This is a genomic window from Dyadobacter sp. HNCC25DJ185 (assembly GCF_056895195.1).
In genome coordinates, this window is sequence record NZ_JBXHAR010000010.1 from 152055 (window position 1) to 166574 (window position 14520).

Sequence of the window (14520 nt, forward strand, 5' to 3'; positions counted from 1 at the left end):
AACAATATACGTTTTGGGAGTTTTGATATGATATGTAAAGTGGGTCGGGTATGTTAATGACTTCAATATTCCATTCATTTTCCTGCATAAGATACCTCCATAAATTGCTAAGGGTAAAAGACCAATTGCTGCTTAGAAAGAGTGATTTTAACCAGGTTGTTAAAAATATCTGATATGAAGTAATAAAATAAAATTATACAATAGAATAGTCCTACGATAAAACAGACAAAATGCCTTTTGAAACGACTTATATGTTATACGAATTGCTATTCCCCATACCTGTCCCTTCCACCCATCTTAGAAAATCGGAGGCATTGGCTTTGCTTACGATTATCGGCTCAGGTGTTGGAATACTTAGGCCGACTAATAGTTTTCTTCCATAGTAGTATTGAATACTTGTTACTGAAGTTCTATTAATAATGAATTGCCTGTTAGCCCGAAAAAACATGGATGGATTGAGCGACGTGTGGATATTATTGAGCGTGTCCCGCAATTCGAAAATCTGTTCGTTTTTCGTGTGGACCACCACTTGGTAGTCATTATAATATATATATGCCAGCTGATGCGCTTCAACAGGTATCATTTTGTCCTTGGAAAATACGATAAGAGAACTCTTATATGCGCCTTCGCTTATCGGTGGCTTGCCCGGGTGGATATGTTGTGATCCTAAATTTTTCTTGATGAAACTTTCAAGATGCAGGAATTTTTTAAGGCTTACTTTAAATCTCTCTATTCTTATTGGCCACAAGAGGAAATCAATGCCATTATATTCAAGGGCCTGTAGAAGATATTGCTTTGTGAGTGAGTAGAAGATGGTAGGCGGCATGATGGCCAAATCTTGTAGGATTTCAAAAGAAAGCCCGTCGGATAGTTCGACACTGCAAATAAATAAATGGGGTATCTCATTTTCTGTCAACCATAACCTGGCCTGCAAAATGGAATCTACTGCGCCACAAATTTCAAATTCACCGCTGGTTACTTCAATCATTGTCCTTAATTCATATTGCTTTTTTAAATCACTTTCAATAATAAGTACTTTAATCATCTTTGTAGAGAGTTGCGCTTTTTAATAAATTATTAGTCAGTGGGTTGTGTGATTTACCGGTAAGCAGAAAACGGAATTAGGCGCCTGGGAATATTATTCCGGCGCAAACATTTAACCGTTTATACTAAATGACATAGCTGGTCATAAGGCCTGACTAGGCGTTTGCCTTTTTCAGCAGGACTTGTGTCGGTTTGCTTGATGCTGTAAAAGTATTGGTTTGCATTATTTTTGATTGCAAATCATATAAGACCATTGTATGTGCTTCAAAAACATTATTAAGAAACAAAATAGATCATATCTACTTAAACATTGGCATAAGTAAAGCAGTTTTATATTTAATTTCCGGAGTTCAGCTGTTATTGAGCGCCATACAAACCCCTTGATGATAAATATTGCAATTGGCTGATAATTGGATCGAAGGTTAGGTTTGTTACGACCTAATTGGGAGATAAGAAATTATTTTACTTTTAGATTACATGTTGTAGAATAAAATACATCCTTAATTCTTTGAATTTGTAATTCGAATTTCTACTTAATCTGACTTCTCCTGATGGTAGTTTTTCTACATCTTTAAGATTGCGAGTTATAAAGTTAAAGCATCGTCCGTTCCCTATTTTAAGGAATGCCCGATGATCACCAAACACAGATACATGGAACTTGCATCTATGTTGGATCATGGATTAATGGAGCGTTAAAGCGATTTTTCCGGCTTTGCTGCTGGAACCTTGTTTCATGTGCGGATGGGCATTCGCGGTGTTTATAGGCCCTTTACATATGATCTCCTGAGTGTACCAAATGATAATGCAGTTCTTTATTTTTTATTTGAAGGTAGTCGCATATTGTTTCCAGGACATAGGTGAGCCGCTCGATCGTTTCGTAATAAGGCATTCCTATTCTCAGGATATGAATATGTGGATAGTGGTGGTGATGTGCATTTTTGATGAGTTTCACAAAGATGCTATTGGTATTTAAATAATTGTACAACGGATATGGATCGAAATCTACAAATCCGGCCGCAATTACCGCCGAGGAGTCGTCATTTAGAAAAAGATGAGGAATGGAGTATTGAACGAGGATTTTTTCGAATTCCGCCTGAAAGAAATCCCTGAGATATTTGGAGCGATGGAGTACCAGTTTTTTCCCCAGACCCTGGTAAAGTTGAAAGCTGGCGTCAATGGCGTCGTAAAGCGAAAAATCCTGTCCGCCGGGTATGGTAAACCGTCCTAGTCCTTCATGCTCTAGAAGGCCCGTCCCATTCCAGTAAATACCCTCAATCCATTTCGCAAAGTCGGATTTGATCCAGGTTATTCCACCTCCCTGCGGTCCGAATAACCATTTGTGGGTACTTCCGGTAATGATGTCGGCCTGTCCGAATGGGATCGGATGCAACCCCAGGGACTGGGCAACGTCCAGTACAATCTTACAGTCGGGAGCTTCCTCTTTCACAACACTGAGCCACTGCTCGATCGGGGCAACTATTCCGGTATCAAATTGGACATGCGAAAGAAAAATCAAAACAGGTTGTATCCGGGCAAGTTCGCTTGCCAGTAACGCAGGGTTTGCGAGCACAGCGTCCTGAAGATGATATACTTCAAATTCGGGCAGTGTTTCGAATGGACCAATGCCTCCCAGGTGTTCGTGTTGGGTGGTCACAATTTTAAAGGGTGGTTTTGCGACCGTGTAGAATTTCCTGATCAGTGCGAGAGACAGCACATTCATCAACTGGGACGTGCTGGCGCTCACCGTGAAAGAGTAATCCGAAGAAGGCCAAATTTCGCTGGCCCTCTCCCTGATTTTTTGGTAAGCGTTTCTGCTTTTACGGTAGTAGCCAAGCGGAAAAGTACTTGCAGATGCACTGCCAGGCTCGCGCTGGATCGCCAGCCGACTCTTTTCACAGACTGTTCCGACCGAGCCGGGATTGAGATTGATTTCCTCATGTGGAAACTGATCACTGCGAACAGACTCCCAAAAATCCTCGCAGTTGTATAGACAGTTGTACGACTTGGTGCTTTGAAGGTCTTTTTGATTGGGATTTTTGTTCCAGTACACAGTCGGTATAAAAAGCTTGTCGGATATATTGTTTTTGTGACGCTCGATGGTCGCGAACATATCCAGGATCACTTTGGTGAAATCGCTATGGCGGTGAATTCCCCGGTTTATCCTTGTGTCAATTTGGTAGACCGGTTTCTCGCTGTGCGTTTCCGTTCTGGGGTCATCTGTGTGTACTATTTCAACAGCGATATCCTGTTTTGCCAGAATTTCCTGGATAGTTAAGGCAAGCTCGTTGATCGAAAAGTTTGTTTCTGTGACGTGGTTGATGACCTGATGTTCCCCGGGTGCGGGAATTTTGCGGGCAAAGTCAGCCATGGAGACGATTGTGTCTTCCAGGGCCATGAGGCCCGTTCTCTGGTGGCCCGACCCATAGACGGTCAAAGGGTAACCTTTCACGGCTTGTGTCAGAAAACGGTTCACAACAGTTCCAAATATATGGTCATAATCGAAGCGTGTGTGAAGCTGCTCGTTGTGGTTCATTTCGCTTGTAAAGACGCCAAAAACCGTAGACTGCATAATTTCTGTAATGCGCAGTCCCCACATACGTGTGGCCATAGCCACAAAATTAGAATCATTGATTTTTGAAATATGATAGATATCGTCCGCTTCCCGGGGATATGGCATTTTACTGCTGGCTTTAACACCACGGAATTCCGGAAAAAAATAACCCTCGGCAATGTCAATCCCCGCCTTTGCATACGCTCCGAACGAACCCAGCTTGATAAGATGCGCATCCGGGACAAAAGTTTTCATTAACCACAAAAGGCGCAAATTACCTTCTTCATTGTTACGCAATGTGTGCAGTGACTCTCTTAGTCCCTTCATGGAGTAAGGAGCGGAGCTCTGCTGCGCCAGATGATAAATGGTGTGCGGGCGTTCCGTTTCGATGAGCTTGTCCAGGCTCGCCGAATTGATATCAAAGACGTGATAATGTATATTGTTAAGCCCGTATGCGTTATTAAAAGAAGCAATTCTTTGCTGAAAGGAGGAAACAGGGAACAGTGGTTTCATCCTCATTTTTTCAACGATTGACCTGCGCCATTCATTATCGACAACAACAATCCGCTGATCTGTATTCCGGATCGCTATTTTCATGGTCAATGGCCATCCCAGATAACCGTCACCACCTAAGATCAGGATCGTGTTGTTCATGATCGGTAATATTTTCGATAAGATTTGTTAGCATTTTTTTGGGAGGGAATCTGTCAGAATTTTGTCCGTACGTTCAGATTAATGTCATACTGGTTTCTGAAAAGAGTTGTAATTTTTTGGTTGATCAGGGTTGCATTGATTCCAAAAGTGGTCTTATAATTAAATGTCTTTTGGTATCCTGCACCGATACTTCGGCTCAGTATCCCAGCCAACTTTGGGTATAATACCAGACGACTGCGATCATCCGGAGAGGTCCCCAGCCCGGCCAGGACGCTGATGTAATCCTGATCGTTTATCTGATACCTGGAGCTGATATTCAATGCCGTGTAGAAATCTCTCTGGTCCCTGATGCCATAGATGCGACCGTTGACCCAGAAATTACCTAACATTTTTGCTGCCGACGCCAGCAGGGCAAATGACCGCACGGGGCCAACTTCAAGCACGCGTGTCCCGACTTCCGCCTCTATTTTGTTGTCAAATGTCTTGAACAAAGAATAGGAGACGCGGTACTTAGGGAAGATCACATGGTTGGATAAACCCAATGATGCAGTTGAATAGAGGGTTGTGGAATGTTTGTAGTTGATTTCTCCTTCGCCCATAATCCCTGTTCCTTCCTGTCGGCCGGAAAAATACAGCCTGGCGGTATACGATCCCCGGGTATTGAAATGCTGGTAAGACAGGGATGCGAAATTATAAGGTGTCGGTTTATCGCCACCTTCAGTACCGCTGTAACTTGTGTGTAGCAACGAGAGCCCGATCTGGTCCTGATAGGTTTTGCTCTTGAGGAAAAGTGCCTGCTGCCTGTTGCGCTCACCGGGATACAGTCTGTGGAGCGTATCTGCATACGACGAGGCTTCGTCGTATAAGAGGAGGTTCTCCAGTATGCTCACTTTCCGGGATAACAGCGCTTGGGACTGCTCAAATCTGTTGATGGCTGAATTGGCGAGGTCGAGCGCCTTACTATATTGGGTATTGGCTATCAAAATGTTAAGCTTGTGTAAGGTCGCCGTCGAATCCATCGCGTTTTCTGCCAGAATTTTGTCGTAACAGTACAGAGCGCTATCAATCCTGTTTTGTTTTTCATACCTTCTTGCAGCGGCGTGCCAGGCATCCGTCATTGTAGTTTTATACCGTGAATTGTATGGGTACAGCATCCTGAGCTGTTCGGCTATCAGCGCGGAAGCACGGTATGCCTCTGCGTTATAGAGAACCGAAGTTTTCTTCAGAAGAAATTCCTTGTCGTCGGTATAGGCCGAAAGTCCCTGCTCGATGTACCGCAATGCTTCCCTGTATTGTTTGGTTAGATCAAGAATGTTGATCATGTAATGGAGGGCGTCCTTATTGGCCTGATCCAGCTGTAATACCTGCGTAAGATAAGATCTCGCATCGGTGTAGTTTTCGTCCTGAATACAAACGTTGGCAGAGCCGAGGCTGTTCTCTATGTGCATTTCCCTGATTTGCCTCTCATCAGGATATTGGTTGTACAGCTTCGAACTGATTTTCTCCGCCTGCCTGAATTTGCCAGCCTGGGCCAGAAAGGAAGCTTTTTTGACGAGCAGTTCCCGGTTTTCAGGAAAAAGGGCCAATCCGTTATCCAGCTCTGTCAATAGGGCGTCTGTATTGTTCAGCATCGCGTAAGCGTTGACGGTTCCTTTGACAGCAACCAAATTCTTCCGATCAATTTTCAATACGAATTTGAACTTTAGCAGCGCACTGTCCGGCTGCTGCTCGCTCAGGTAATAATTGCCGGCGGCGTTGATGATTTCTGTAGCCTGTGTAAGAAATGTGGGCGTGTTTTTTGAAGGAACCAGGGTTTCGGCAATAGCGGACGCACTCGTGTAATTGTGCCTTTGTGACTCAAGGTCCATTTTGCGGATCAGCAAGTCCATATTGCCCGGCGCTCTTTTCAATGCCGCATTGACGTACGAAAGGGCTAGGGCCGTTTCTCCTTTTGCCACCGCTAAGCCGATCACTTTCTCCAGTGCTTCTTTATCGTTGGGGTTCTGGAAAAGGATAGACTGATAAATGTCGTACGAACTGGTATTTTGATAGAATGCGCCTGCCTCCATCCGGATGGTATTGTCCAATTGTATCGCTTTTCTGTCATTCGGGTAATATTTGCGGATGGTTTTCAAAACGTCGAGGGCTTCTGCATAGCGCTTCATTTCCTGAAGCAGCCCCAGCTTGTATTGTAGTGCCGGATAAGACTTGGGGTTCAGGGCCAGGTCTTCGTTTACGCGGATTATTTTGGCGTCATAGTCGCCGCTCTCGGCGACCATCTTGTCGATTTTATCGATCACATCCTGATTGTCGGGATTGATTTCCAATGCTTTCTCATAACTTCCTTTTGCCAGCAGCACTTTGTTTTTCTTCAGGTACCAATCTGCTTTTGCCTGGTAATGCCCTGACACAACCAGTCTGACCTGTTTGTCGGCATTGAACTTTTTTAAGAGCTGCGCGGCCAGGTCATCCCCGTTTGGGTACGCATTGAGCTGGTCGAGAATGCCCAGCTTTTTAATGGAAAATTCTTTGTGCCCCGGAAAATGTTTCAGGGCATTTTCAGCGTAGGCCAGGGCATAACGGGGGTTCTGCTTATTAAGGTAAGCCCCTATCAGATAGTAGTATACATCCTCGTAGCCAGGGGCTTTGCGTAAAGCCCTGGTTCCTTCGCGGATAACCAGATCGAATTGCCCTGTGTTGCTATAGAGTTTAGTCAGCAGTACCTGCGCATCCACGTGATCGGGATTCAGTTCCATGACATTTTTTAATTGTTCAATAGCAGCCTGGTTTTTATTGGCTTTCGCATCCTTGAGCGCACTTTGATAGCGCTTTTCTGCTTTTACTGAATTCCATGTCTGTCCACTGGCGTGGGCAGATATGAGGAGTAAAAAGAGAAGATTTACAATTCCTGATACGAGTTTCATACGAATTACTTAATTAGCTTTGGTAGAGGAGAAGCCCTTCCGTTCCATATTCCCCCAGATCAGTTTTTTTCTCAGCAAGGAATCTACATATCCCTTTAGGCTGAAGTAAACAATCAGTGGGTGATAAAAGAAAGGTTCAGCAAAAGCAGTGAGGCATAAACCAATCACCTCCCTTGTGGTTTTATAGTGACGGTTTGTCAACTGGTCCCACAACACAGCAATTGAACTGATCATCGTCGAAAAGAAATAGAGAAAGGCGAGTAAAATGAAAGTATTTTCCCAGTTAATAGCCTCAATAACAATAAGGTAGATATAAAATAGGAGCCCGACTGCTTCAAATATCGGGGCGAGAAATTCGAAAATGAAGTTGTACGGAAAAACGACCAGCCCCAGACGTTTGTATTTGGGATTAAATAAAACGTGCCGGTGTAACAGCATGATCTGGATCAGTCCGCGCGCCCATCGTACCCTTTGTCTGCTGTAAATTTTAAGCGTTTGCGGTCCTTCTGTCCAGCAGAGTGAAACGGGAATATAGCGAATGGCATAGCGCAGATTGTTGTGGATCATATATACCGACATCCGGGTCACGATGTCTATGTCCTCAGCAAAGGACTCGGGGTCGTAGCCTCCTACTTTTACGGCAATTTGTTTATCGAATAGTCCGAGGCCTCCCGACACGTTGGGGACGCAGTTAACGCGGCTCCACGCCATTTTGGAAAGGAGATAAGCCCGGATGTATTCTAACTCCTGGAACCGCGGCAGCAATTTGCGCGGTGGCCGGAACTGGGTGATCACACCATTATCCACATCCGACGAGTTGATCATACGCAGCGGCGCCCCAACGGCGATTACTCTCCGTTGTTTGCTTTCTGCATGAATGTACCCCACATCCGGCAGAACGTGTATATCGTCGGGCTTGCGGTCGTTTTTTTCATCCAGAATCGGGCGGATAAGCTTCAGTAACGTATCCTGGTCCAGCACCGAATCCACATCGGTGCAGAGGAAATAGTTGTATTGAGAGGCATTGATGCCCGCGTTGGACGCGTCTGCTTTTCCTTTTCCGTTTTCTTTGTCAATGACCAGGAGCTTGCTGTATGCACTGTTCACTGATTTTAAAAAGCGCCGGACTGGCTTGGTCTTTATTTTTTCCTGATAGGGCAGGTTCACTTCTATAAGCTCAAACTTGGAAATCAGAAGTTCCAAAGTATTGTCGGTACTCCCATCATTGACGATGATCACCTCATAAATCGGATAATTAAGCTGCATCAGGGATGAAACATTATCAATAATCGTCAAACCTTCATTGTATGCCGGCGCGACTACCGATATGCCCGGCGAAAGCGGGCTTGACAGGGCATTCTTAGCATAATAAACCGTCTCTTTTTTCAGGTATTTGCTAATTGCCTTGTAAGAATAGATAGCGAGAAAGAGATATACAACCACTGTCGTGGCACTGTATACAAAAATGAATCCCTGATAGAAATCTATAATACTCTGGAACATAAACGGGTTCTTTTAAAATCGGCTAAGTCTTTAAATGAGAAGACTATATCCTAAATGATAATCCAATATCTTTTGCTTGCGTGGCGCGAGTCTGTTCATAAAATCGCCCAGTGTGTTCTTGTTCATGTGTTTAACCAATATTTTGGCAGACTGATTTTCGATCTCAAAATGATTGGAGTGCTCAAATTCGCCGAGTATAAAGTCGAATGCCTCCCGGTTGTCGAATAGGCCGAGCGTGAATAATATCTCGCACTGACAACTGATAGGCTGGCTGTTGTACATTTTAAGAAGTGTTTCTTGCACAGATTCGGCTTTTAAGTATCCCAGTGCATTAATTGCTTCCGCGCGGAGCTGGTGGTCGTTGCTATCGAGTACGCCGGCAATACTGTCTATTGCATTAGTCTGGTTTTCGTGCGCTGCCAGTTTCATACAACAGCTTACGACGGTTTTATTTCGGGAATAGCGTATCCAATTAGCGAAGTTGGATTTAAAAGACTTTTCAGATTGGTCCAGGATCCGGAAAAAACCGATGAGCTCCCACAATGTTAACGGGTCGCGGACTTCGTCAAGAAATCTGAATGGTTCGTTTTTACTAAGGTTCATGTAGGCAAAACGCGCAGCCGTACGCAGCTCGCTCACATTACTGAGGTTGTAACGCAACACCTCGACGTCCGTAATTGGATATTCCATCAGGGTGATTTCATGTAACCCTTGAACAATCACATGCCAGGACGCAGCGCGAAGTTTCGCGAGAGAGTCCTGATAGAGGCCCGACGAGATATAAAGTTGTCTGAGTATTTTCGCGTTCAGACCTGCAAGATCCCAGCGCAAATTGATAATGGTATCAATGAGTATCTGCCTGTTTTTCTTGTCGTTGAATTTGATAGTTCCGGGTAAATCAATCCATGATAGAGTTGGTTCTTCGCTCTCAATTAATGAATCGTTTACCAGGTGACTGATGATGCTTTCACTGATCACCTGCTCGAGTCGGGCACGTCTCTTTTTGTCATTATAAGATTGTTGTCTTAAAATAATAATCAGAACGTAACATGAAAATGTACCCAAAAGGGATCCTGCGATGATACACTCGATAATAAAAATAAAACGTGTTTCAATGTCCATGGTCTGTCGATTACTCCTGGAAGTTTACCACACGGGTGTTTGCATTGCCAATGTCTATCCCCAAGGCCAGTTTGTGGTTCCCGCCTGCTTTGCGCAAGGAATTTAGTGCATATCCTTTTGCCGCCAGGTTTTCAGGTTCATGGGCCACGGTAAGCGTAGCGAAATCTTTGAATTCCTTTTCAAAACAGTCGACCAGCTCGGGATAATTGATGCCTCCTCCGCACAGATATATCCTGTTGGTGCGCATCAGATTGTGATCGGTGATCACATTGCGCAGACATGGGGATATTATTTCCTGATAGTAAATAGAAATAGCCTGCCTCCGGATTTCCTTGATATCGATCCTTGCCCTGTTTAAAATGACATACCCTTTTCTAAAGGCATCGTCAAATAGCTGGAGGCTGGTGAATTCTACGGGATGGGATTTTTTAAGTAGTTCCAACGCAATGTTGATCGCATATCGCATGCCATAAGCCCCGGTCATGGTTTGCTCTACCACACCTTCTTCTGTGCTGAGCACCGATTCAAATGTTCCGAATCCGCAGCTCAGGACGAAAAATTTGCCATCGATCTTTTCAGGCCCTTTACGGAGTGCGATCACGCATCCCACTATTTCCGGTACTACTTCGACCTGATGTATATTTACCGAAACTGAATCGGTGGCATCCGCGCCAAAAACAGAAGCGTCATATTCGATATGATGTTCTCCTGACAGGTAATCGAGGGCTTTTTGTTTGACAAGCTTGTAGGTACTGTTAGGGAAGCCCACGGTCAGGAAGACAGGCTGTTCCACTTGTCCGATTGACAATAACAATGCGGCCTTAAAAAGTACCTGATATTCCAGGTCGTCTGTCGAGGAATTGTGTAACTTGTATGGAAACCGGCCTTCATTAAATGCCAGGCTCCCGCAAATATACCATTGCTGTTTATGCTTGATCCTGAGTCCGTTTATGAGCGATGCGGCTGTGTTGGACAGATCGGAATGGCTCGCCTGAATCAAACTGGATAAAGATTGAATATTGTACATGAAAACAGAGGGAAATGAATCGTTTGAATTGTAAAACTTACCACCAATGATTGGACGCGTTGCCTATACTTTGTAAAGAGTTGATTTTCCTTACCTTGACCCAGGCGGCCTCTGAACTCTCATTTTGGGTGTCCTGTGAAATTGTATGTAGCGCCGGTTCCTGAAAGGAATGGCTAATTTCTTGTTCAGAAATATCCAGACCGAATTCCGGGATGTCGTTTACAGTATTATAGCCGTCCAAAGTGGTTTCCTTCAAACTGCTATTTAGGATCTCATGGATTTGTTCCGATTGAAATTCCGGCAAAGATTCTTCGGATAGGGGATCGGGATATAATGAGGCAGAAAATCTGCTGTCTGATGAAAGATCCGCCGTGGGCGTTATTAAAGACAACGGATACACATTTTGCGATGCGGTGAAAACAGTCTGATCTTTTCCTGTCAGCAATAAAGTGGCCCTGTTCAAGACTTCACCGATAGAAAAGGGCTTTTTAAAATAGTTATCCCGTGAAATATTAAACTTATGCTCGATGTGAGAGAAATTTAAATGAGAGGTAATGATGACGGGGATATTTACAGGACTGTTTTTGCTGATCGCATGCATAATTTCGTAGCCATTGCGATATTGCATCTGTATTTCAGTGATTACCAGATTGTAACCATAAGAATTCTTCTCCAGCATATTTAATGCATCTTTCCCTGTAGTCGCGAAATCGATACTGAAATTGTCAGGGCAGATTTTTTTAAATAAATTCCGAATTAATTTATCCCCCTCAATGTGGAGGACCCTGATTCTGTCTTTCATAAACTATATTCCTATTTAATATTTTTGAGGGTTTGTAGCTGATCGACTATAAAGAACATTGGCGTGTTAGGGCCAAGGGCGCCGATCTTGTACTTCGCAAAGTTAGCTATATGGTACAGGCGAGTAAATTCCTTAAATAAGGGAGATTTGGTTCTTTAAATAGCCATTCAATTTCAGATTCGAAGATTTAATGACGGTTCATTAACCGGATTAAATTGAAAAGGCTTTTGCAGGCTTCGGAAAGATCTCAAAAAGCGAAATGCAGATATTTATACAGATACCGGTTAAATGTATGCAAATCCCGAAAAATTGCCACTTCGGATGAATTCAGTCCGTATTGGGAAAATATGCCCAAAGACCCATCCGAATGCTTAAAGAATCTACCATTTTAATTCTTGGGTTCTGCCTTTGCATCATGCACTCCGCAGATTGCCAAACGACAGAAGTCCCGGCTTTTGAAAAAGCAGCAAAAAACGTCAAAACACGGCTGAACTTAACCATTAGCGGGAAAGTTACCGACTCAAACACGGGCGAGAGCCTGCCTTTCGCGACCATATATGTGAAAAGCGGCGACCGCATGATTTCAACGAAATCAAATGTGGACGGCTTTTTCACTCTGACGCCGGTACCGTCCGATACGAGCAGCATCATTCTGACGTATGTGGGATATCGTAATACAACCTTTACCCTTAAGCCTGGAAGCGCCCTGACGGGGATTGCCATTTCAATGACGCCCGATGAGGCCCAACTGGACGAAGTGCGTGTCAGAGGTGAAAAAACGGAAATCATGAAGGCCAATGAAACGATCAGCATGATTAAAATGACGCCGAAGAACCTGGCGAAATTGCCTAATGTCGGAGAACGTGATCCATTTCGGGCATTTCAGTTGATGCCTGGTGTAAGCGCCTCGAATGAGTCTTCATCAGGCCTTTATGTACGTGGAGGCACGCCCGACCAGACTTTGGTCTTATACGATGGCTTTACCGTTTATCATGTGGACCACTTATTTGGCTTTTTCTCTGCATTCAATTATAACGCCCTGAAAGATATACAGTTATACAAAGGCGGATTTGACGCTAAATTCGGAGGACGTACCTCGGCGGTGGCGGAGATTACAGGTAAGGAAGGTAATCAGAAACAATTCAATGCAGGCGCGGACCTGAGTTTACTGAGTGCCAATGCATTTATTGAAACGCCGCTAGGAAACAAAATCAGTTTTCTGGCTGCTGCCCGCAGATCCTGGAAGGGGCCGTTATATAAGAAGATCTTTAACCGGTTTTCCAGTGATTCCAATACAAATACTGGCGGTAATACGGGGACGAACCCTACAGGCGGTTTTCCGGGGGGCGGACGCGGCGGCTTTGGAAATACAAGCAGTAACCAGACAGCCAGTTCGTATTTCTATGACCTGAATGCCAAGCTGACTTTCAGGCCCGGGGTGAACGATAATGTATCATTGAGCCTGTATAACGGAACTGATAATATGGACAATTCCACCAACAATAATTCGGGTTCGGGTTTTCCTGGTGGCGGGTTTGGCGGTGGCGGTCAAACGCAGACTACTGATTTGAATACAAGCAATTCGGACGTGTCCAATTGGGGGAATCTGGGGAGCAGCCTCAAATGGTCACGAAGATGGGGGACGAGGCTCTATAGCAACACCATGGTTAGTTACTCCAATTATTATAGCGACCGGGATAATTCCAGGAGCATCAACATTACACGTTCCGGTACCACCACCACCACGAAGACCGGGCAGTTTGAACATAATGATCTTAACGACGCTACCATCAAAACAGACTTTGAATGGAAAGCTTCCTCTCACCAGCAAGTTGAGTTTGGTGCACAGCACACACAGAACCGCGTAAAATACTCTTATAGTGAAAGCGACACGGTGACGGTATTAAGCCGGGATGATCGGGGAAGCACTTCAACCGTCTATTTACAGGATCAGGTAAGCTTGCTTGACGGCAAACTGCAAATCAAACCGGGGGTCCGGCTGACGTATTTTGATGTGACGGGCAAAACGTATACGGAGCCTCGGCTGTCGGTCAACTATAACCTGACCGGCAGGTTGAAATTAAAAGGGGCCGCAGGCACCTATTATCAATTTGTGAAGCAGATCAACCGCGAAGACATTTCCCAGGGGAACAGGAACTTCTGGATTTTATCCGATGGGGGGACTTTGCCGGTTACCAAATCCAACCACCTGATCCTGGGCGGAAGCTATGAAACTCCCAAGTATCTTTTTGATGTAGAGTTTTACAATAAAGACAATACCGGAATTACGGAGTATACGCTCCGGTTTGTTCCAAAAGTGGGACAGGGGCTCACTGCAGACCAGACGTTTTATAACGGCAAAGAGACTATCCGGGGAATGGATTTGCTTGTGCAGCGGAAATTCGGAGCGTTTACGGGCTGGATAGGATATACTTTGGCAGAAGCCCAGCGTAACATTGCGGCCTTTTCAGATAAGCCCTACTTCTCCGATCAGGATGTGCGTCATCAGCTTAAATTGGTCGGTTCATACCATTACCAGCACTGGGATTTCGCGGCAACTTGGATATATTCCACAGGACGGCCTTACACCTCTATCATCGGAGGATACCAGCTTACCTTGCTGGATGGTTCTACACGGGACTTCACGAACCCTTCGGATAAAAACGCAAACCGTTTTCCGGACTATCACCGCATGGACGCCTCCGTGACTTATACTTTCAATTCTAAATGGAATGTAGGGCTGTCGGTATTTAACCTTTACAACCGCACCAACATCTGGTACAAACGATATCAGATCGTAAAGGAATCGGATATAAATATTCTTCAGACCACCAATGTAACCTACCTCGGCATTACGCCGAATTTAACCATCAGCTGGCATCTCAAATGATTC

Annotated in this window: 8 protein-coding genes; 1 reads left to right on the forward strand and 7 read right to left on the reverse strand. The window is 44.6% G+C overall.

Translation table 11 applies throughout. The features are described from left to right. Window positions 1-247: 247 nt before the first annotated feature. From AC1XUF_RS26025 to AC1XUF_RS26055, 7 genes are all read right to left on the reverse strand, one after another. Window positions 248-1045 carry a LytR/AlgR family response regulator transcription factor gene (locus AC1XUF_RS26025; protein WP_483344792.1) on the reverse strand — a complete coding sequence of 266 codons (798 nt, stop codon included), beginning with the start codon at window positions 1043-1045 and terminating at the stop codon, window positions 248-250. Between the two features lie 768 nt (window positions 1046-1813). Continuing rightward, on the reverse strand, window positions 1814-4249 hold the full coding sequence (locus AC1XUF_RS26030; protein ID WP_483344793.1) for an NAD-dependent epimerase/dehydratase family protein: 2436 nt from the start codon (window positions 4247-4249) through the stop codon (window positions 1814-1816). 53 nt (window positions 4250-4302) lie between these two features. Then, window positions 4303-7173: a tetratricopeptide repeat protein gene (locus AC1XUF_RS26035; protein WP_483344794.1), complete on the reverse strand. Its 2871-nt coding sequence runs from the start codon at window positions 7171-7173 to the stop codon at window positions 4303-4305. 9 nt (window positions 7174-7182) lie between these two features. Continuing rightward, the gene (locus AC1XUF_RS26040) at window positions 7183-8676 is read right to left on the reverse strand and encodes a glycosyltransferase family 2 protein (protein ID WP_483344795.1); all 1494 of its coding nucleotides are present in this window, start codon (window positions 8674-8676) and stop codon (window positions 7183-7185) included. Window positions 8677-8706: 30 nt separating this feature from the next. Continuing rightward, on the reverse strand, window positions 8707-9798 hold the full coding sequence (locus AC1XUF_RS26045; RefSeq protein WP_483344796.1) for a HEAT repeat domain-containing protein: 1092 nt from the start codon (window positions 9796-9798) through the stop codon (window positions 8707-8709). 10 nt (window positions 9799-9808) lie between these two features. Continuing rightward, a complete protein-coding gene (locus AC1XUF_RS26050) occupies window positions 9809-10876 on the reverse strand; it encodes a ParM/StbA family protein (protein WP_483344904.1) in 1068 nt (355 codons plus the stop codon). Further along, entirely contained in the window at window positions 10863-11627 is a 765-nt protein-coding gene (locus AC1XUF_RS26055) for a response regulator (RefSeq protein ID WP_483344797.1), read from the reverse strand. The genes AC1XUF_RS26050 and AC1XUF_RS26055 overlap by 14 nt, the downstream gene beginning before the upstream one ends. A 367-nt stretch (window positions 11628-11994) precedes the next feature. Here AC1XUF_RS26055 and AC1XUF_RS26060 point away from each other — a divergent pair, with 367 nt between their 5' ends. Further along, complete coding sequence (locus tag AC1XUF_RS26060) at window positions 11995-14517, forward strand: TonB-dependent receptor (protein WP_483344798.1); 2523 nt, start codon at window positions 11995-11997, stop codon at window positions 14515-14517. Window positions 14518-14520 lie beyond the last annotated feature (3 nt).